Source organism: Armatimonadota bacterium (assembly GCA_039679645.1).
In the GTDB taxonomy this organism is placed as follows: domain Bacteria; phylum Armatimonadota; class UBA5829; order UBA5829; family UBA5829; genus UBA5829.
The window spans coordinates 1-20,277 of sequence record JBDKUO010000066.1 but is presented as its reverse complement, the minus strand read 5'-3'; the positions used below and the strand labels follow the sequence as shown (position 1 = coordinate 20,277).

General features: G+C 48.9%; 25 protein-coding genes. All 25 read right to left on the bottom strand.

Annotated features, from left to right (window positions below):
- Window positions 1-13 precede the first annotated feature (13 nt).
- Window positions 14-1,075: a flagellar biosynthesis protein FlhB gene (gene flhB, locus ABFD83_13670; GenBank protein ID MEN6358119.1), complete on the bottom strand. Its 1,062-nt coding sequence runs from the start codon at window positions 1,073-1,075 to the stop codon at window positions 14-16.
- A gap of 3 nt (window positions 1,076-1,078) precedes the next feature.
- Window positions 1,079-1,855 (bottom strand): flagellar biosynthetic protein FliR, encoded by a 777-nt coding sequence (fliR, locus tag ABFD83_13665; GenBank protein ID MEN6358118.1) that lies wholly within the window; start codon window positions 1,853-1,855, stop codon window positions 1,079-1,081.
- 86 nt (window positions 1,856-1,941) lie between these two features.
- Entirely contained in the window at window positions 1,942-2,211 is a 270-nt protein-coding gene (fliQ, locus tag ABFD83_13660) for a flagellar biosynthesis protein FliQ (protein MEN6358117.1), read from the bottom strand.
- 159 nt (window positions 2,212-2,370) lie between these two features.
- Window positions 2,371-3,099, bottom strand: a complete 729-nt coding sequence (gene fliP / locus ABFD83_13655; GenBank protein ID MEN6358116.1) for a flagellar type III secretion system pore protein FliP — start codon at window positions 3,097-3,099, stop codon at window positions 2,371-2,373.
- Window positions 3,100-3,241: 142 nt separating this feature from the next.
- On the bottom strand, window positions 3,242-3,931 hold the full coding sequence (gene fliO, locus ABFD83_13650; protein MEN6358115.1) for a flagellar biosynthetic protein FliO: 690 nt from the start codon (window positions 3,929-3,931) through the stop codon (window positions 3,242-3,244).
- Complete coding sequence (fliN, locus tag ABFD83_13645) at window positions 3,900-4,409, bottom strand: flagellar motor switch protein FliN (protein ID MEN6358114.1); 510 nt, start codon at window positions 4,407-4,409, stop codon at window positions 3,900-3,902. Before fliN ends, fliO begins: the two co-directional genes overlap by 32 nt.
- A gap of 24 nt (window positions 4,410-4,433) precedes the next feature.
- Window positions 4,434-4,880 (bottom strand): flagellar basal body-associated FliL family protein, encoded by a 447-nt coding sequence (locus ABFD83_13640; protein MEN6358113.1) that lies wholly within the window; start codon window positions 4,878-4,880, stop codon window positions 4,434-4,436.
- Window positions 4,880-5,674, bottom strand: a complete 795-nt coding sequence (locus tag ABFD83_13635) for an OmpA family protein (protein MEN6358112.1) — start codon at window positions 5,672-5,674, stop codon at window positions 4,880-4,882. Before ABFD83_13635 ends, ABFD83_13640 begins: the two co-directional genes overlap by 1 nt.
- Window positions 5,671-6,474, bottom strand: coding sequence for a flagellar motor protein (locus ABFD83_13630; protein ID MEN6358111.1), 804 nt, complete (start codon window positions 6,472-6,474; stop codon window positions 5,671-5,673). Before ABFD83_13630 ends, ABFD83_13635 begins: the two co-directional genes overlap by 4 nt.
- Window positions 6,465-6,728: a flagellar FlbD family protein gene (locus ABFD83_13625; protein ID MEN6358110.1), complete on the bottom strand. Its 264-nt coding sequence runs from the start codon at window positions 6,726-6,728 to the stop codon at window positions 6,465-6,467. Before ABFD83_13625 ends, ABFD83_13630 begins: the two co-directional genes overlap by 10 nt.
- 63 nt (window positions 6,729-6,791) lie before the next feature.
- Window positions 6,792-8,063, bottom strand: coding sequence for a flagellar hook protein FlgE (locus tag ABFD83_13620; GenBank protein MEN6358109.1), 1,272 nt, complete (start codon window positions 8,061-8,063; stop codon window positions 6,792-6,794).
- 109 nt (window positions 8,064-8,172) lie between these two features.
- Window positions 8,173-8,556: a TIGR02530 family flagellar biosynthesis protein gene (locus tag ABFD83_13615; protein MEN6358108.1), complete on the bottom strand. Its 384-nt coding sequence runs from the start codon at window positions 8,554-8,556 to the stop codon at window positions 8,173-8,175.
- An 86-nt stretch (window positions 8,557-8,642) separates the two neighbouring features.
- Entirely contained in the window at window positions 8,643-9,467 is an 825-nt protein-coding gene (locus ABFD83_13610) for a flagellar hook capping FlgD N-terminal domain-containing protein (protein MEN6358107.1), read from the bottom strand.
- An 11-nt stretch (window positions 9,468-9,478) separates the two neighbouring features.
- A complete protein-coding gene (locus ABFD83_13605; protein ID MEN6358106.1) occupies window positions 9,479-10,948 on the bottom strand; it encodes a flagellar hook-length control protein FliK in 1,470 nt (489 codons plus the stop codon).
- A 35-nt stretch (window positions 10,949-10,983) separates the two neighbouring features.
- Window positions 10,984-11,589 carry a lytic transglycosylase domain-containing protein gene (locus ABFD83_13600; protein MEN6358105.1) on the bottom strand — a complete coding sequence of 202 codons (606 nt, stop codon included), beginning with the start codon at window positions 11,587-11,589 and terminating at the stop codon, window positions 10,984-10,986.
- The gene (gene fliJ / locus ABFD83_13595; protein ID MEN6358104.1) at window positions 11,590-12,033 is read right to left on the bottom strand and encodes a flagellar export protein FliJ; all 444 of its coding nucleotides are present in this window, start codon (window positions 12,031-12,033) and stop codon (window positions 11,590-11,592) included.
- Complete coding sequence (fliI, locus tag ABFD83_13590) at window positions 12,020-13,357, bottom strand: flagellar protein export ATPase FliI (protein ID MEN6358103.1); 1,338 nt, start codon at window positions 13,355-13,357, stop codon at window positions 12,020-12,022. The genes fliJ and fliI overlap by 14 nt, the downstream gene beginning before the upstream one ends.
- On the bottom strand, window positions 13,326-14,012 hold the full coding sequence (locus ABFD83_13585; protein ID MEN6358102.1) for a FliH/SctL family protein: 687 nt from the start codon (window positions 14,010-14,012) through the stop codon (window positions 13,326-13,328). The genes fliI and ABFD83_13585 overlap by 32 nt, the downstream gene beginning before the upstream one ends.
- Window positions 14,005-14,940 carry a FliG C-terminal domain-containing protein gene (locus ABFD83_13580; protein ID MEN6358101.1) on the bottom strand — a complete coding sequence of 312 codons (936 nt, stop codon included), beginning with the start codon at window positions 14,938-14,940 and terminating at the stop codon, window positions 14,005-14,007. The genes ABFD83_13585 and ABFD83_13580 overlap by 8 nt, the downstream gene beginning before the upstream one ends.
- A gap of 12 nt (window positions 14,941-14,952) precedes the next feature.
- On the bottom strand, window positions 14,953-16,575 hold the full coding sequence (gene fliF, locus ABFD83_13575) for a flagellar basal-body MS-ring/collar protein FliF (GenBank protein ID MEN6358100.1): 1,623 nt from the start codon (window positions 16,573-16,575) through the stop codon (window positions 14,953-14,955).
- Between the two features lie 112 nt (window positions 16,576-16,687).
- Complete coding sequence (gene fliE / locus ABFD83_13570; GenBank protein MEN6358099.1) at window positions 16,688-17,068, bottom strand: flagellar hook-basal body complex protein FliE; 381 nt, start codon at window positions 17,066-17,068, stop codon at window positions 16,688-16,690.
- 11 nt (window positions 17,069-17,079) lie between these two features.
- Window positions 17,080-17,499, bottom strand: coding sequence for a flagellar basal body rod protein FlgC (gene flgC, locus ABFD83_13565; protein MEN6358098.1), 420 nt, complete (start codon window positions 17,497-17,499; stop codon window positions 17,080-17,082).
- Between the two features lie 3 nt (window positions 17,500-17,502).
- Window positions 17,503-17,886 (bottom strand): flagellar basal body rod protein FlgB, encoded by a 384-nt coding sequence (gene flgB, locus ABFD83_13560; GenBank protein MEN6358097.1) that lies wholly within the window; start codon window positions 17,884-17,886, stop codon window positions 17,503-17,505.
- Between the two features lie 183 nt (window positions 17,887-18,069).
- Entirely contained in the window at window positions 18,070-18,753 is a 684-nt protein-coding gene (locus tag ABFD83_13555) for a prepilin-type N-terminal cleavage/methylation domain-containing protein (GenBank protein ID MEN6358096.1), read from the bottom strand.
- Between the two features lie 237 nt (window positions 18,754-18,990).
- A complete protein-coding gene (hydE, locus tag ABFD83_13550) occupies window positions 18,991-20,034 on the bottom strand; it encodes a [FeFe] hydrogenase H-cluster radical SAM maturase HydE (GenBank protein MEN6358095.1) in 1,044 nt (347 codons plus the stop codon).
- Window positions 20,035-20,277: the final 243 nt, after the last annotated feature.

Below are 20,277 nucleotides of genomic sequence, written 5' to 3'. Positions count from 1 at the left end.
CTCAACTTTTTGACTATCTAGCCAGCTTCTTGCTGAGTTTGTATACATAAGCAAGAATCTCAGCCACTGCCTGGTAGAGTTCGGCTGGAATCTCGTCACCGATCTCAACCGAAGCATACAGCGCTCGGGCCAACTGGACATTTTCAACAATGGGAACATTGTTTTCGCCTGCAATTTCCTTGATCCGCTTAGCAATAAGGTCTTGGCCCTTGGCCACGACAATCGGCGCAGAGCCCCTCTCCGAATCATACTTAAGAGCAACCGCAAAATGCGTCGGGTTGGTAACGACAACATCCGCTTTAGGCACCTCGCGCATCATTCTCCGCTGAGACATCTGGCGCTGCTTTTGACGGATCTTGCTCTTAATCAGCGGGTCTCCTTCAGACCGTTTTAAGTCTTCCTTGACTTCCTGCTTAGTCATTTTTATGCTCTTTTCGAGCTGATGACGCTGGAACATATAGTCAAGCGCGGCGATGATAAACAGTGCAATCGCCGCTCGAAGAAGCACCTGCCATACGAGTTGTCCGATAACAGAACAAGTTGTAAAATATCCGGCGCCAGTCAAACTTGCGATCTCTGTATATTTGTCTCGAATAAATGAGAAAACAATATATCCTATAATTGCAATCTTTGCTACAGACTTTGCCAGTTCTACCCCGGCCTGCATCGAAAACATTCGGGTTATACCGGAGAGCGGGTTCAGCCTCTCAGCCTTGAACTGCAGCGCTTTGCCTGATATAGTCAGCCCAACCTGTAGTACATTCGCCACAAATCCGATAACGGCCACACCTAATACCAAAGGAGCAATCGCCGGGCCTATTGCCAGCAATAACCGTACCACCCGTGAGCTGACGTCGCCAATCACGAGATCATGTGTCGGAAAACGAGTAAATGATTCAACTGCCACGCCGCGAAGTCTGTCGACGACCATAGGACCGGTCACGCGCAAGATAATCAGCGACGTAAGTAAGATTAATGCCGAGTTTAGCTCCACACTGCGCGCAACGCGTCCCTCTTCACGAGCTTCTTGCCGCCTACGGGGGGTCGCCGACTCGGTTTTGTCCTCAAGTCCCATCCGCTATACCTTCAAATGCTTCAGCAGAGCGATAATGTCGCCATGCATTCCACTAAACAAACCGACCATTACACCCACCGCTATCGGCAGCACAGCCATCATTGCAACAAGGCCAACAGTAAGCTTTGCCGGGAAGCCCACGACAAATACATTGAGTTGGGGAACGGTGCGGGCAAGAATACCCAGTGCGACATCAGTGAGGAAGATTGCCCCAACAACCGGAGCCGCTATCCTCAAAGCAGCAAGGAAGATCGTTCCGAATATTTGCATCATACCGGCACCAGTCTCCGGTGAAAAACCCATTTGGCCTAGAGGCAGTATCGCAAAACTATCCGCAAGGCCCCTTATCATTATGTGATGTCCGTTCACCGCAAGAAAAACAAGTGTGGCTGCCAGGTTTTGAAGCTGGCCGAGCACAGCGTTCTGCTCTTTGGTCATCGGGTCAACTACTTGCGCAAATCCAAAACCCATCGAAAGGTCGATATAGGCTCCGGCCATCTGAATCGCTGCAAACATCAATGAAGCTAGAAAGCCCATCAACACTCCGATCATAGCCTCCTTTATAATCGCAAAAAAGAACGGCAGCAGATCGAATGATGCGCTCCAGGGCTGCGCCATCGGCAAAAACACAAATGTAAGCGCCAGCGCGATGCAGATACGCACCATCGGCGCCACATTCGTATTGCCGAATATGGGCGCTGACGTGAATATACCACCCACTCGCGCAAGCACAAGCAGAAAGGTCAATATTTGAGCTATACCAAATCCGAGGATATCCATAATTATTGAGTCACAACGTCACTGCGTCGTGCGTCATAACGTCGAGATTAGACGTGGAACGTTATGACATTTAGACGCAAAGACGGTCAGTGCACCAGATTGGGAAGACTGACGAATAGTTTAGTTGTGAAAGACACCATGCTCCTGAGCATCCATGGCCCAAAGACCACAAGCGCAGTCACGACAGCAAGTATCTTCGGCACAAATGTAAGTGTCATCTCTTGAATCTGAGTAGCAGCCTGAAACACGCTCACCACCAGACCTACAACCATTCCCAGACCCAAAGCCGGCGCGCATATCATAAGCGCTATCATAACCGCGCGCTGTGCTAGATCAAGAACTCCGGCATCAGTCATTTACTTACTCCGTTGTGAGTTATTAGTTGTGCATTACGAATTGCACCAGACGTGGTTATAGCAATTTTCGGGCCAGGGTGTCTTGGGGCAGCTATAAGGCGTACAGTAAAAAGTCCGGGCCTAGACCCGGACCATCAAAAACAAGATATAAAAAACGAGCTAGTGGAAACTCAGAGCAAGCGAGCGAACTATGAGGTGCCAGCCGTCTACAAGCACGAACAGCAGTATCTTAAAAGGCAGTGATATCATTACCGGCGGCAGCATCATCATACCCATCGACATCAGAGTCACGGAGACAACCATGTCGATTACCAAGAATGGGATAAAGATTACGAAACCGATGGTAAAAGCTGTCTTGAGTTCGCTGATTAGAAATGCAGGAATGAGCACATGCATCTGCAGATCGTCTTTAGTATGCGGTCTTGGCGACTTCGACAGGTTAATAAACAAGCCAATATCCTTTGGACGGGTCTGCTTCAGCATAAAGTCCTTAATAGGGCCTGTGGCATTGCTTGTCGCCTTATCAAACGATATCTTATGATTCATATATGGCTGAAGCGCGGTTGTATTAACTTGCTGCCACACAGGAGCCATAGTAAAGAATGTCAGAAATAATGCAAGGCCGACCAGAACCGAGTTGGGCGGGACTTGAGCAGAGCCTATTGCACTGCGTGTAAATGAGAGCACGATAATAATCCGTGTGAATGATGTCAGCATGATCAGCAGCGCAGGAGCAAGGGATAGAATGGTCAATATAAACAGTATCTGCAGACTACTAGATACCTCTTCGGGGCTTTTTGCGCTTCCCACACCTATGTCTATCTTTGGCACAGGTGTTCCGCTTTGAGCAAAGCAGGGCGCACTAGCGAATACAAGGCACGCAACCATCAATACAAATAACACAACGATCGCTTGCTCATTTCGAGCGATGCGGGATATTTGCCTTTTTATATCCTTAACAGCAGATTCCTTGTTGTTCCTCCTCGGAATGACGGCTGTAATACGTTTTGCTATTTGTGTAGAGCGAAACTCAGACATCCCTAAAAGTCCTTCGGAAGCATCCTACTTCCCTCACCTTGTCTTGCAGAAACGAACTGGATTCCCTCAGCATTTGAGCGACGGTTTTTGCGCTCTCAGTCGTGTCTGTCTTGTTGCCAAGAAACATCGATAGCTGTTCCTTAAACCCGCCTGCCGGCTCGCCGCCGGTGGGGACATTTGCATCAGTCTCAGTAACTTCTTCGGGGTCAAGCTCCGCAACCAGACTGATCTGGTTTGCGGTCGATGCCACCAGAAGTCTCTTAGAGCCGACCGCCACAAGATGAAGTGACTTGTTCGCTCCGAGTGCGGAATGCTCGATGACCCTTATCCGTCCCTGACTTGCACCCATTGTTGACTTGAAGTTCGTAAACTTCTTCAAGACAACGACTGTCCCATAGGCCAGAGCCAGCACCAATGCCAGCTTGAAGATGAAACTCAAGGCCGTAACATAAACAGGAGCCTCTTTTTCATCCGAAGGTTCCTTGTTCGCCGATTCCAGCGACGCAAGAAAGTCCTGCTCTCCACTATTTGCTTTCGCGACTGTCGTTTGAGACGAGCTCTTGTCTGACTTCTTCACATCAGGCTTAGAAGCCACGCAAGGCACAGCTACTGCAAGCAGCATGATCACAGCAAGAACTATGCCAGCTATTTTAAGCAGCCTTAGCATTGATATGCCTTTCATTTGCCCCGACAATCTCGGTTATCCTTACACCGAAGTTCTCATCTATCACAACGACTTCTCCGCGCGCAACAGTCTTGTTGTTAATGACAACCTCGACCGGCTCGCCGGCATGCTTGTCCAGTTCAACAACCCTGCCCGGACCCAACGCCAATATTTCACGCACCGATAGTGTCGATCTGCCTAGTTCGACAGCCACATTAAGCCGGACATCCATTATCAATTCAACACCATTTCGGGGTTCGGGACCCGAAACAGAAGCCACCGGCGCAAAAGCTGCGGCACGCACTGCCGGCTCAGGCGCGGAACTGACCGTTATCACCGGCTCCGCCGCTGCAGCAGGCGCTGCTTCCACCTTTTCAGGCTCCGGCGCTGCAGATGATGCATCCGCTGCCTGTTCACCATCTGCTTGAGCATTGGCTTGTGCAGCGCCACTTATTAAAGCCTCTATTTCGGCTTGAGAAATTACTTCGTCTCCCATATCTTCACCTCCTGAGCTATATGCCTACTGCATTGCGAATTCATTAAAATATACTTCCACGGCCTTGCCTTCTTCGAGGCGTTCGTTGACAGCCGCGATTATATCTTTCTTCAGTTTTTCCTTGCCATTCGGCTGAGATAATTGAGCAAATGTCTTGCTGCTGAGCACTTCTATGACAGCGTCTCTGATGCGAGCGTCAGCTCCGCCTGATTCGCCTTCTCCACCACCACTAGCCTTCGCTCCCTCTACTGCAAGAACCACGGTCGTTTTCAGATACCTTACCTGCGATGTATCGGCAAGATTGACGACAAAGTCCCCAAGCTCCATTTCAGTTGTTGGGAGTTTCACTGCTTTTGCATCTTTCGCGTCCCCTTTGGATTTGAACGCCATGAACCCGATTCCGCCCAAAACGACAACAACCCCCAATGCAATGATCATTATCGTTTTGCCCATGCCTGTTTTGTTCATCATCAATCTAAGCTCCTTTGTATAACCGAATCCTCAGGATTGCTGATCCTTCTAGGACTCTCCTTTGCTTCCTTGCCATATATAGTATCGGGACGCAAGATCACTATCTCGACCCTTCTATTCTTTCGTCTGTTTGCATCAGTATCATTCATCGCCACCGGCCTGACATCTCCGTATCCTGCGGCGGCAAATCTCCATGACTGCAATTTTTTGCGCTCCACAAGATATCTCAAGACATTTGTCGCCCTCGCTGTTGAGAGTTCCCAGTTGCTGGGATATCTTGATGATCTGGTCGGCAAATTGCATGTATGCCCTTCTATCTGAACAAGGTTATCAGTTTGCGTTAGCGTGCCGGCGATTTTATCGAGCAGCGGGTAGGCATTTTCACGTATTGTCGCACTGCCTGACTTAAACAATAAGGCATCGCTACCTATCGTAATTACTATGCCTCTTTGGTCTTCACCAATTGCGACTGTATTATCACCCGATGTGTTCTCGATAAAATTCACCAACGGTTTTAGGACTCTCCATGACACACCTGCAGTATCCCCCTGAACTGCCGATGGTTTTGGACCAAACATTCCACTTGCTCCAAGCGGCGATTTGCCTTGACCATTTATCATCCCGCCAAACCCTGAACGTATCGAAAATGCTGCTTCTCGGAATTTGGACAAGTTGAGCACGGACATCGAATACATCATAATGAAAAACGCCATCAGCAGCGTGATCATATCTGCATATGTCAGCAGCCAGCGTTCGGAACTGCCATGCTCTTCATTTTCCGACTTTCTCCTCATGCCGCCATCTTTTCCCGACCACGTTCGACTTTTGCCTTCTCCCTTTCTGCTCTCATAGCGGGCGGAAGGTAAGCCATCATTCGGGTCTCAACAATTCTGGGATTGTCTCCCGCCTGAATAGACATAACGCCTTCGATGATCATCTCATAAGCAAGCACTTCATCGGCCGTCCTGGATTTAAGTTTACTTGCAATCGGCAAATATACCAGGTTGGCAAAAGCAACACCATATAGTGTTGCAACAAATGCCGCTGCTATGGCATGCCCCATTTTCCCTGGTTCATTGAGCTTGGCCAGCATGCTTATCAAACCCATAACCGTTCCGATGATACCAAGGGTCGGCGAGAACCCTCCAAGAGTTGAAAATATTGTTTCACCCATCTTATGCCGGTCTTGCATAGCAACTATCTCGGTCTCAAGAATCTCGCGCACCATAACGCTTGGAGTTCCGTCAACAACCAGCTCGACGCCTTTACGCAAAAACCTGTTGTTTATTTTTTCGGCAGCTTCCTCCAGCGCCAATACCCCTTCACGTCTCGCAATCTTTGCAAACCCGACCATAAGGTCTATAACCTCGGTCTGATTCAAATTTGTGCTTACAAATACATTCTTCAAAATGGAGGGTATTGTTGAAAGAATCTTTACGCTTGAACCGATAGTGGTCGCGCCGATAGTGCCACAAACCACAAGCACAAGCGCTGGAAGATTAAACAGATCTTTTACAGATCCGCCTTCCATGTTCAAGCTTAAAAATAGTGCACCCCATGCCAGCGCGAGGCCAGCGACAGTCGCTAGGTCCATCTCTCATAACCTTTCACATCTGCTCTGAGCAAGCTGTTGCCCTTGTTACCCTTTGCGCCAAAGACTCTATGGTTCTTAGCTATCAGTCGCCGGTAAAAAACAACCTTTGAGACAACATCTTCAACCGCTTCACGCACCATGATTTTCTTGCCGGTTGTCAAAGTAACCAGGGTATCAGGTGTGCGCTCCACGGACTCAATCAGGTCCGCATTCACGATTACATCTGCGTCGTTATAGAGCGTTAGCTTAATCATATCTATTTCCTCATAGCTTCCCTCCAAGCTAGATACCTGGAGGGAAGCTAATGACTAATCAATTTACCTCTTCAAAGATACGAGTTCCTGAAGGACCTCGTCAGAAGTCGTTATAATACGGGAGTTTGCCTGAAAACCACGCTGAGCAGTAATCATGTTGGCAAACTCATTCGCAAGATCAACATTAGAGGCTTCAAGATAACCTGAGGATACGGTCCCAATGCCGTTTGTACCCGGAACACCAATTATCGCATTGCCTGAGTTGGGACTTTCCATCACCAGGTTGTTGCCGACTCTGTCCAGACCAGCGGGATTATTGAACCCAGCCAAAGCAATCTGGCCAAGGGTTCTGGAAGAGCCATTGGTAAATGTGCCGACTATTGTGCCGCTGGAATCAATACCGTATGACTCCAGAGTACCTAAAGCAAGACCGTCTTGATAGGACATGTTGACACTACTTGTGGTGGCATCTAGCTGGCTGAGATCACCAACATTGATTGAAGCCACAAGCGGATCTTTAGACCCGTCTGGTGTTGCCAAAGTCATGGACAGATTAATAGTATCAAGTGTGCTATAGCCCTTGTCATCAAATGCTATATTGCCACTGGTTATAGTGCCGGTCACATCAGGACTGGTTACCTCATATCCCCAAGTAGAGGGCTTGACAGCAGGAGTTACTGTTTCATCAACAGGCAACTTTTTGAACTTAACATGAACCTGGTGCGTTACACCCAATGAGTCGTAGACATCAAACTGCATTTTGTATTCAGTATTGTCTGCAGCCGATGCATCGAGATTACCGGCAAGAGTAACCTTTGATGTCTGTTGAGCAAGTGATAGCCCACCGACCGGAATTTTAATACCGGAATCGCTGGCTACTGCCTTCGAGGTATCGAGCACACCGGTGTTCAGGTCGGCCTGCCAGCCCAGGACTTTCATTCCTGAGGAAGAAGAAACCAGGTTATACTGAGAATCGAGGGCAAAGCTGCCATCACGTGTATAGGCAACAGAATCACTGTTACCCAACACGAAATAGCCATTGCCATCAACAGCAAGGTCGGTGTCTTTGCCTGTGGCTGTCTTATTGCCCTGGCTATTGTCTATATTTATTGTGCCGACTGCGACACCTAGTCCGACTTGAGATGGGTTTATACCACCGTTATCGCTTGTAGGCGCACTGGCGCCTTTTATTGTTTGTGTAAGCGTCTCTTGAAAAGATATGCTTTCTGCCTTGTAGGCAGTCGTGTTAACGTTTGCAATATTGTTACCAATGACATCAAGCTGTGTTTTGAACGCCTTCATGCCAGTGATGCCACTATACATTGCCTGAATCATTTTTATTTGACCTCCCAATTTCAAATGGGCTGCTTCAATAGGTCGGCAGCCCCGCACTTCCTCATCAGAGGTCCAGTGCTAATATATCAGATACTGAGATCTAAAAGTCTCAGACTATTACCGCGCTCTCAATTCCGGTAAAGACTGCGTCTTTCGCATTGTCCGAATCGACTGCAGTAATCACGGTTCTATTTCGAGCGCTGACGACAAAGGCGAGATTGTCCATCAAAACAAGCGACTTATCCGCGCCTTTCGCCTGAATTCGGTCCATACCGGATTCAAGCCTTGCCTGCTCATTTTCACCAAACTCAACATTTCGCTCAGCAAACCTTTTCTGAGCATGAGCAGACAATTTGATCCCTGTCTGTTTCGATAGCTCGGTCTGCAGTTGCGACTGGAAAGACTTGTCCCCCTGAATAGACCTCCCGGAGGTTTGCCTTGCCGACGCACTGTTTACACCAGCTATATTTGTGTTTAGCCTGACTGGAGACATCCTGTCTCTCCTTTCAGATAGATTGACACTCGGAACCATATCAGCAATTTCCGTACCTGCCTAATGGCTGCCGTTTGATTGTCAGCCTATGACTCGTTCTTTGCATATACTTTGACCACATCGGCCAGATCAACTTTAGTGGTCCCGATCAGCAATTGCACTTTTCCATCGCTGTCTTTCATCACACTCGACGGCACACCGGTAAGTGTCTTGTTTGAATCTGATGGATCGGTGTATACGACATTTTTGCCGACCATCGCTGCTGCAATAGTAGCAGCCTGATCTGATTCAATGTCATCAGCGCTCTGGTGAACGCCTGCCACGTTGCTCAACGACACCGAATCCGAACCTATATTAAGCGTTGGCCAACCGTTTTCATACGATACACTATCCACTTTCCCAGTGGCATATTCGCCGGAAGTGGTATAGTAATCGACAGTTTGCCCTATAAGCTGAAGCGCATACTGGGACTTTTGCCCCACCCCAAGCGATGAGTCTGTGTAAATCTGCTCAATTGCATCCAAACCCACCGTATCTGAGCCGATTTTGAGCTTTGCTGTGCCGTCTTCGAACACAACTCCGCTGACTGTGCCTGTCAGGGTGGCAGTCGCATCGTCCGGTGATTGGTAAGTGACAGTCTTACCCACAAGGCTCAGAGCTTGATTTGAGCTATAAGACGTGTTCATAGAATCCAGAGCGGAATTCATCTGCTGCATTTGTTCCAGCGATGAGAACTGCGCAAGCTGTGCGACATATTCCGTGTTGTCCATAGGACTTAGCGGATCCTGATTCTGCATCTCTGTCATCAATAGCTTCAAAAAAGCATTTTGATCAAGCGTCTTTTGCGTAGTGCTTGTTGTAGTACCCGAGCTTGTGCTCGAAGTACCTGATACTGCACTGGTTGTTGACATTTCATTACCTCCTACGCCAACCAACTGTATGTTGTGGTTTCACCACCTGTAGCTAAGGTCGGCATATTTGCTGCTGCCAGATTACCATTTGCATCCTGCGAACCTGAATAGTGTCGGCTTTGGCTGCCTGATTGCTGCTGCGCGTTGCCATTTGTTGAGTCCTGCATCAGCGATCCAAATGATGTGCCCGAAGTTACCGACACCGAGTCCATCTTCAGCCCAGCATCTGAGAAAGCTTGATTGAGTGCAGGCAAATGAGCCTGTAACAATCCACGTACCTGATCACCGCTGGTTTGAATTTGCGTGGTCAGTCCCTGCTCGGCCTGAGTAATCTGCACACGAAGAGCGCCGAGTTCAGGCGGCGAGAGCTTGACCACCAGATCGTTTTGCTGCGGCAGCTTGATCAGCTTAACATCACGGACAATCTGATCGATTATTCGTGTATGCAACGGCTGATCGGCATTTGTCGTGGCCTGCGTCGGTTGAGCCTGCGTGGTCTGCTTCACTGTTGTATCTGAAAGTGTCTGACCTGTAAACAACGCCGTCAGATTGTTCTGCGAACCTGATGTATCGGCATTGACACCGCTTTTTTCCGTTGATGCGACCTGACTGACAGCATCACTGATCAGAGTATTTGCAGATTCAGCTTGGCCGCTCACGGGACTCATAACCTGTGGCTTGATAGTAAACTCACGCGACGGCTCCGCGGATGCGGTCACTTCGATCCTTGTCTGAGACGAAGCATCGAGAGAAACCTTGTTATCCGTGGCTGATTGATTGCCATCCGGCATTTTCATTGATGTATCAACCGTTTTCGCGCTCTGATTTGTGTTTGCAGATTCTGATGTCGCATTGACTTCAACCATCTTGACATCCGGACCAACACGCATTGTCTGTGTGTTCTTCATCGCACCTTCGACAAGCCTAGTTCCATCATTGGCCTGATTGCCCATCATATCTACAACAGGCTGCTTATCGGCTTCCTTGCCCGAAACGGCGTTTGTGCCATCGACTATCGCTTGTAGAGCCTCACTCGGTCCCTGCAACACTTCTTCGGCTTGCGATACCGGAGTTTGGATCGTCGTTTTAGAATCATTCTTAACATCCGCCGCAACTTCGGTTATTGCCATATCCGAAGCGCTCACATCAGTCTTTTGAACCGTTTGCGGAATCGATTGTTGAACCGGAGCATTAACAACAGCCATCAACTGTGCCGCAATCTGCGCATCGGCTACGTCAGCTTGCTTGCCGTCAGTAAGTTCTACTGCTTGTGAATCAGCCTGCTTATCATCATTTTGCTCAGTTGCCTGACTCTCAGTTTGCTTGGCATCTTTTGCCTGAACCTGTTTATCTTCCTTGATTGTGCTGCTGAGAACATCGGAAAACAGTGAGCCATCTTTTCCTGTGTTTCCGCTTCCCTGCCCGGCTGTATTCACCGTTCCAGTGCTCTGAGGAGCAATTGCAGTTATTGCGTCTGTCATTATTTGTTCACCTCCTTTCTTCTTAGGATGTTATCTCACTGCGACGAATAATCGTCGCGGTATGAGAGCACTTTGTGCACATAGTTTTGTGTCTCGCGGTAAGGCGGTACTCCGCCATATTTTGCAACAGCACCCGGACCGGCATTGTAGGCCGCAAGAGCTAGCTCCTCACTGCCGAACCTATTTATTTGCTGCTTCAGATACTTCGCCCCCGCATCAATGTTTTGCTTAGGATCAAACGGGTCCGAGCAACCCAGCGCCTTGGCTGTTGACGGCATCAACTGCATCAACCCTTGCGCTCCTACGCTTGAAACAGCGTTTGACCTAAACCCGCTTTCAGCTCGGATCACACCCTTAAGAAGTGCCGGATCGACACCATATTTGGATGCGGCTGTATCAATTATGTTTTGATATGACGAGATATCGCAGACTGAGTTTTTGCCGACTTTTTGCGCCTGCTTAACCAGATAGCTCGGAAAATATGGCTGGACCGATGCCGACTGCGACGCCGATTGTGTCTGAGATGGCGCAGACGCAGTTGAATGGGGAGCAATAGTAACCTCCCCACTAGCCCGCGCGCTTTGAAAACGCGACTTTATCTCCTCAACGCGTGCCATGACGGCCGTCACATTTTCCAGCATTTACATTCCTCTTGCATATCTTACCGAAGCCATCTCATCAAGCTCATTTTGCTCCGCTCTGGCGATATCCATCAGATATTCGTGCTCCTGCTTATCGCGCAGAGCCTCCAGCACCTGACGCTCCTGCATTGCGTTCACAAGTTCTTTGCGCTTCGCTTCCACTCTCTCTCGCACAGCTTCCAGAGTCAGCTTCTGAACATTAATATCGTCGCGAGTAGTCTTCGCATACTCGTCAAGGCGGCAAAGCTCCTCAGCAGGGGCATTTCTACCCAGTGCCTCTTCAACATCCAGCCATGCCGTATCTAATCGACAACAAAGAGCATTCAGGCGCTCGAGTTCGTTGGCCTCTTCACGCCTCAACTCACCCAGTTGTGCAAGAAGTTGCTCTTCACGCGATTTACGCCGGTCGAGCAGTGTTTGCAGCCTGAACTTAAACCGCTTCATTGTCTCCAAACATCCTGCTCAAGGTCGCTACCGTTGTATCGAAATCGCTAGGCTCATCAACAGCCTGCTTTAAGAATGCATTAGCGTCATCGATCTTGCTCAAAGCGTAATCGATACCTGCATTGCTGCCGTGAGCATAAGCGCCTATATTAATCAAATCCTCGCTCGATTTGTATGTAGCCAATGTGTCTCTGAGCTTGCCCGCATTTTTTCTGTGCTCTTTGGTCGTCACATCAGGCATAACTCGGCTCACACTCGAAAGAACGTCTATAGCCGGGTAATGATTCTTTGCTGCAAGAGCGCGGCTGAGAACGATATGGCCGTCTAGTATACCTCGGACAGTATCGGCGACAGGTTCGTTCATATCGTCACCCTCGACCAGTACGGTATATAATCCGGTTATCGAGCCTTTTTCGGATGTCCCTGCTCTTTCCAAAAGCTGAGGCAGAGTCGCAAAAACTGACGGCGTATAGCCGCGGGTAGTCGGAGGTTCTCCCGAAGCAAGCCCGATCTCTCGCTGCGCCCAAGCAACACGCGTAACTGAATCCATCATCAGCAAAACGTCCAGACCGCAATCTCTGAAATACTCAGCGATTCCTGTGGCTACCTGTGCGCCTCGCAAACGCACGACCGGAACCTGGTCGGAAGTCGCGACAATCACAATGCTGCGCGCCAAACCCTCTTCCCCAAGGTCCTTTTCAAGAAAGTCGCGCACTTCACGGCCTCGTTCGCCGATCAGCGCTATAACGTTGACATCCGCTGAAGTATTTCGGGCTATCATGCCCATAAGAGTGCTCTTGCCGACGCCGCTTCCCGCAAAAATTCCAATTCTCTGTCCTTTGCCGATAGTCAGCAGGCCGTCGATAGTGCGCACGCCAAATGTCAACGGGCTCGATATTCTTCGACGTGAGAGCGGATGCGGAGGTTGGCATGCGGCCGTAACTTCAGCTTCCTTGACGATTCCGCCCTTGCCGTCCAGCGGCCTACCAAGACCATCCAGCACTCTGCCAAGAAGCTCTCGCCCGACCGCCACACGCAAAGACGACCCCATGGCTATCACGGGGCTTCCGGGCCGAATATCGCTTACGATTCCAAAAGGCATCAGCAGAGTCCTTGACTCTCTGAACCCGACAACTTCGGCAAGCACAGGCGGTTCGCTGCGAGAATTGTGAATCTCACATATCTCGCCAACCCCGCATGTCGGCCCACACGACTCGACGAGCACACCGATAACCTGTGATACTCGGCCGTTTTGCTGAACAGTATCCAAGGCGCCAATCGCTCGGCTATATTTAGTCAGATCCGGGACATTGGCCACGGCCATCTTCGTAAGTCTCTCCCAATTTCTTATTAATCCGGTCCAGCTGGTTTTCGACTGTTGCGTCAAAATCGCCGGATGAAGTCTCAATAACGCAGCCGCCGGGCGATACTCGACGGTCGTCTATAATACTGATTGATTTCAGGCCATCAGCCAAACTCAACAGCTCATCTCGTTTTGCTCTTACTTCTTCGAGTTCGGCAACGCTCACTCTTATCCGCACGTCAGATGTATCTCTTAATCTGCGCAGACAAGATTTGATTACTCGAAGCACGACTTTAGGATCGGTTTTTATTTCATGCCTAACTATCTTCTCGACAGATGCGACGCATAGCTTTAGCACATCAGGCTCAATGGCACCCAATATGGCTTGCCTATCTTCGACCAGCGCCTGTATATCCGATTCCAAGCGCTCCATCAGATTCTGAAAGCGCTCATTGCCTTCACTCAGACCGATCTTATATCCCTGCGCTTGCGCCTCTTCCCTGATAGATTCTGCTTCAGCTTGTGCTCGACATACTATTGCGTCAGCCTCGCGAATCGCATCTGCAACAGGATCTATTTTCTCTCCAGGTTGAGGCTCAGGTATATCCAGATGCTGTAATTTCACCGGCCCAGCAAGTACACATGAGTTCTTGTCATACTTGATAACGCTAGTCAACAGAAACCTCCAGAGATGAAACCGACAAGTCCGAACCTGTTTCATTCTTTATCCGCTGCATCACATTGACAAAGCGCTCCTGCGCAAACTCAATCTCCCTCAAACGTGCTTGAAGCGGAGAAACAAGTTCACGGTGAATGGTCAAGGCCAGGTCTTCCGGCGCATTTCTTACAATCACCGATTTGAGGTCATCACTGGCAACCCTCAGTGCAAGATACAAATCTTCTCTGTCTATCTCTGATATAAATTTGCGCACCTCGGAATCCGTAAAGCTCACAAGAGCCTCAGGAGATGCAAAATCGTCATTTCCAACAAACATCCCTTTTGGCTCAGGTTTGGAAACCACACCCACAATTGACTCTCTCACACGCTCTTTAGCATTTCCCAATAAGCCCAACAATGTCTCGCGGGCTGCTGTTTGTGCGCGCCCGGACGTTCCGGCAAACCGTTTGCGCATAGCCTCGTCTACTGCCTCAACAACCTCACGTGATGGCGGCCTCATGCCTATCAACCGGCTGGTCGCTTGATTTCGCAGACCTTCGCCGAGATTTGAAAGCACTAATGCCGCCGCTTGAGGAGCCAGATGCGCCAACACAAGCGCTACATTTTGCGGTCTTTCTGACCCAAGCAATAAAGCAACATCGCAAGGATCGAGTTTCTCCAGCCACTTCAGTGGTTCGTCCGAACCTACAGCATCTTTTTCGATTTCAGCCTGATGCCCGCTCTTTATGTAACAACTCACCTCTTCAAAAACCACCTGCCGAATTACATCATCAACATGTCGAAGCCCGGCGATGTGCGCACCCAGCAACTCACGTTCAGATGCGTCCAGATGCTCAAACACCTTAGCTGATCTTGATGCTCCAAGCGACATCAACAGCACGGAAGCTTTATCAATACCTGTTAAATCATGCGTTTTGAGTGCCATCTTCTTCTCCGTTTACGACTCTGCCATCCAGTTTCTGACCAGTCTGGCCAGGTCTTCAGGGCTTGACTGCGTTATCTCCGGCGGCAGTGTGTTTTTCTGTGGCTGATCAGTGCTAAATCCATCTGCTGGCTGCTTCAACGGCGGCGTCTGTGCAAACGCCTGATTGCCAGCCGTATCTAATAATTTTGCGGGATTTGGCACAAGAGTGGAACCAGCATCAAGACCTGGTTCTTGCGCTGCATCCACCGGCAACTCTGCTGCCGGCACTTGGACCTTTATCTGCTTGATTATCATTCTCAAGAACACCAGGAACACTATCAGAAGCAGGGCTGCGCCGGCATTCTTGACAATTGTCTGAATTAGCTCGGCTCTCGACTCCTTTGCCATCTCAGCATCGACCGCTTTTGCCGATGCCGTGTCAAATCCTACCCTCTGAACCGTAACCTGGTCACCACGTTTTGCATCAATACCTGAAGCTGCAATTACAGCCTCCCTAATGGCCTCGACCTTGACAGGCTCAACCTTGTCATCAACAAGCACGGCAACCGACAGCCTTTGCAGCTTGCCCGGCGCATTCACGGTTTCTTGAATTCGCTTTGTAACCTGATATTGCGCTGTAGACTGTGTCCGTCGATAACTGTCCTTTGCTGAGCCGGAGGCATTCGTGACAGGCACACCGCCCGGAGGCAACACACCGCCGGCATATGTCTCACTGGTCTTGTCCTCAGACAAGAGCACACCCTTCGCTTCCCCATTTGCACCTTGTGCGGGTGTGGCAGGATCATACTCTTCCGATTTGGTCTGAGTCTGGTCAAAACTCATATCTGCGCTTACTCTGACAACCGCCTTGTCTGCACCTACTATCTTCGCGAGCATACTCTGCAGATTTTGAGACAATTCGGACTCATACTGACGCTTCATCTTGGTCTGGCTTGCCGTCATAAGACCACTGCCGCCTGCACCGGCACCTTCGGAAAGCACATTGCCGTCCGTGTCGAGCACAGTGACATTGGTCGGAGTCAAGCCTTCAACCGCAGATGAAACGAGATGCACGACTCCCCCCACCTGCTCGTCACTCAGCGGCATTCCTCTGCGGAGCTTGAGCACGACTGAAGCTTTGGCCGGTTCCTGCTCGGATGAGTATATCTTCTGTTCAGGCATACTCAGCAAGACCTTGGCATCCATAACAGGCGCGAGATGGCACAAAGTACGCGTAAGCGTTCCCGTCACGGCTCTTTGATAGGTCACTTTCTCGGTAAATTCGGTCATGCCAAAGTTTGTCTTATCAAAAAGCTCAAAGCCTACGTTTCCACCTTGAGGAAGTCCCTGGGTTGCGAGTTGGAGGCGCAGATCGTAAACCTTATTCTCAGGCACTTCGATAGTGGTTCCATCGCCAGAGAGCTTATATGAAATCTTTTGCTCTTCAAGCTTTTGAACTATTGCGCCTGCATCTTCCTGAGCAAGGCTCGAAAACAGCACAGACATCCGCGGTTTTGTGGCGGCTATGCCGACAAAGAGCATCAAAGCAATAGCCAAAACCCCAAAAGCCGTGACAACAACGCGCTGTGTCACGGTGAGCTCGCTCCACATTTTTGCTAAAGCCGCTAATGGGCCGAATTTTGTTATCTGATCCATACAACCCCCAACTGATTTGATATTTGGTATTTTGTATTGATTATTTTGTTGACATACAGATGCCATGTTTCACGGCACAAATACTCAATACGCAATACTCAATATCAAATCCCTAGACTTGCATCCTCATAATCTCTTGGTAGGCATCAATGACCTTGTTTCTTACCTGCACTGTAAACTCGAATGCCAGTTTGGCCTTTTGCATCGCGATCATTGCCTCATGGACATTTTCGATATCTCCTGACGCCAGCTTCTCTGCCAAATCATCTGCCTGGCTTTGCAGGTTATTGACTTCCTTGACACCCTTTTTGACAAGTTCTGACACTGAGGTGTCGTTCTTGTCCTGCGCATCATCGAGCTCATCGATACTGACATTCAATGCCTTGCTAAAACTGCCATTGTCTGAACCGTTAACCGTAGAATTTGCCGATGGGGAATTCACACTGGTTAGCGGACTGATCGGCCCGGGAAAATTGACTGGTGAGATTCTCATTTATATTCTCCCTAGGCCTTTCCGATATCTATCGCCGATGATGTCATCTGCTTTGCGGCATTCAGGGCTGTCACGTTGGCCTCATATGCGCGTGTGGCAGATATCATATCAACCATCTCTTCCACTACATTCACATTAGGCATACGCACATATCCGTTTGCGTCAGCATCAGGATGTCCGGGGTCATATACTGTGCGATAGTCGGTCGGACTCTCCTGAACGCTGTCAACTTTCACACCAGACGGAACTACTTGGTTGCCCACAGCATCGTCATAGACAGCCTTAAATGTAACCGTCTGTCTGCGATATGGCCCACCCTCTTCAGTTCGTGTTGAATCTGCGTTAGCGATATTGTTTGCAATGGCGTCCATTCGTGTACGCTGGGCAAATATCCCCGATGCGCTTATATCAAATGCGGAATTATGTCCCATGTCTTACTTGCCCTCCTTTATTGCAGTGCGTAGAAGTGCAATTTTATCTTCAAGTAAGGTAGTTGCAGCTCTGTAGGTGCCCTGAGTTTTCGCCAGATCGGCAATTTCACCGTCGATGTTGACGTTATTGCCGTCCGGTTTCGCGGGACTCACAACGTCTGTGCGGCGGACCGGTTCAAGTTCACGCAGGCTCTTTCGCTGATCGTGACCATCTTTGAGGTCCATAACCCTCTTAAGCTCGGTCTCAAAATCTACGTAGCTGCGCTTATAACCCGGTGTTTCGACATTTGCAATGTTATTTGCAATTGTCTTTTGCCGAGCAGCCGAGGCGTCGAGTGACTTTGAAAGCACTGTTGACGCAATATCTGAAAAGAACTCTGATGACAATGGAGTCCCCCCTTTCTTGCAGGAGCAACTGATAGCAATTTGTGTGCCAGCAAATTTGAGGGTTACGTGTTATGAGTTGTGAGCACAAGAAACTGTATCCGAAATTATGGATACACACAAAAAAATTGAGGCCGCCATTTTGTGGCAGCCTCATTAAAAACCCGTATGTATTGTATAGGTGGACTAATAACCTGGATTAGCTTTCCAAATACAATCCGCATTACTAGCCAAGCCCTTTGCTTTTTCCGAATTCAAGTATTTTTCGGTTTCAAATTTCACATGACCATCTACCCAGCCAACATTTGTTCCATCAAGATGAACTTTGCTGAAATCATCAGAGTGATCGGGATCCCACCATGAGCAGTAGCTGTCATTATTACTCTTTTCCTGAACCAACATGACAATCCTTGAAGCACGACCTGCCGTAGCCGGCTCGAGTTTTCTGCGTGTACTACCATAAAGACTCGCAATTGAAGGATTCATAGAATAGGACAGCGGATAATTTGTTCTAGAATCCGATGGACACTTAAAAATGCGAGCATTCCTAACGTATTGGAATACAGGCGACTGGTCTACGTGCCACTGGCTTGGTTGGGCACACACAGTTGCTCCTGCCCAGTCATGCTCATTCGGAAAGCAGAACGGCATGTAGCCATTGTTGTCATCGCAATACATACGCACACCTACTACCAACTGCTTCATATTGCTGCAGCACTGTGCCTGTCTACCTTTTTCTTTTGCATTAGTGATGACCGGAAACAGAATCGCGGCAAGTATTGCAATAATGGCAATTACCACCAGCAACTCAATTAATGTAAACCCTCTTCTTTTCATATTAAGCAACCTTTCTTTACTAGTTGCCCGCATTGATGAGCCGCCTGCCAGCACTCAAACTACACCCCAAAAACAGGGGAACAAAAGGATTTTACAGCAAATTGATGTATGCGCACATTTACAGATGCTACATCTTTTACTATTGTGAGTATAGCTGAGTTTTGACAGCTTGTCAAGAGTGGTTAACCATTTTGTGTGCACGCAAAATTCAACTTGCAACTGCAGACTTTACGCACGGTTCTAACGGGGAAGCGATAATTCTTACTTGAATCAGATATTTTTGCGTGAGTGGCCGTGATCAGTGGAAACGGTGCGCCCTATAGCCTGGATTCTCAGACGCATGCAGGAGTGGCACTGCTCCGGGTCTTCGGATATACAGCGCTTGTTGGGGTATATTTCATAATTCTCGCGGTATTTGAGAGGAGTGTAGTTTGGCATCACAACGTCCGCCCCTGCTTCTAGAGCCATCTCGCGGCCCATTTCTTCGATTGAGCCGATAGCAGTTGTAGCAGGCAGCAGAGCATTACGAGTTACGATCCTGGCGAGCGCGACCATTTTCAAAGTCATTTCGACCGTCCCGCCGGGTTCATTTGCATATGGAGTCTGGGGGTGTGATATGAATGGACCTATGCCAATCATATCGGGTTGGAATTTTTTGAAAAACTCGATATCATCCGCCAGATGCTCGATAGTCTGGCCAGGAGCGCCGACCATGCACCCCACCCCGACTTGGTATCCCAGTTCGCGCAGTGATTGAATGCATCGCATACGGTTATCATAATCGCTGTCCGGATGGAGTTGCTTATACAGCTCTCGATTTGCAGCCTCGTGCCTGAGCAGATATCTGTCGGCTCCTGCTTCTTTCCAGAGTTTATAGTCTTCATAAGGCCGCTCGCCAACACTCAGAGTGATTGCCATATCGGCTGAAGACTTGATCCGGCGCACGATATCGGCCATTATCTCACCGGTATAATATGGGTCCTCACCTGATTGAAGGACTATAGTTTTCAGCCCCTTGGCACCTAATTTTGCAGCTAGGTCAACAATCTCATCCGGGGACATTCTGTACCGGGTGACTTTTTTATTTGGTGAGCGAAGCCCGCAATAATTGCATTGACGCGCGCATATATTTGAAAACTCCACCAGTGCCCTGATCTGAACAGCATCACCACAGCACGACTTGCGGACACTATCGGCGGCTTTAAGAATGCCATCGACATCCTGCTTGTTGTCCAGGTTTAGCAGATAAACTATATCATCTCTGGACAAGTCTCCGGATCCTATACACTTGTCTATAATTGCATCCAAACTCATTTAAGCACCCATGGAGCTGTTATTTTCACAATTATATTTTACTTGTTTTGTGCAGCTAAGTCGAGAGGAAGGGTGCGTGTCAAATTCACGGATTATTAATCGCGAAAGAGCGAAACTTCCGAAAGCACGAAATAGGATATGGTCTTAATATAGAAGCAAACCATAAATTGCATTGGAATTCATTTCACTCGCTGATCCTTTCGCGTTTTCGCCCTTTCGTGTTTTCGCGATTAGAGCAACCTG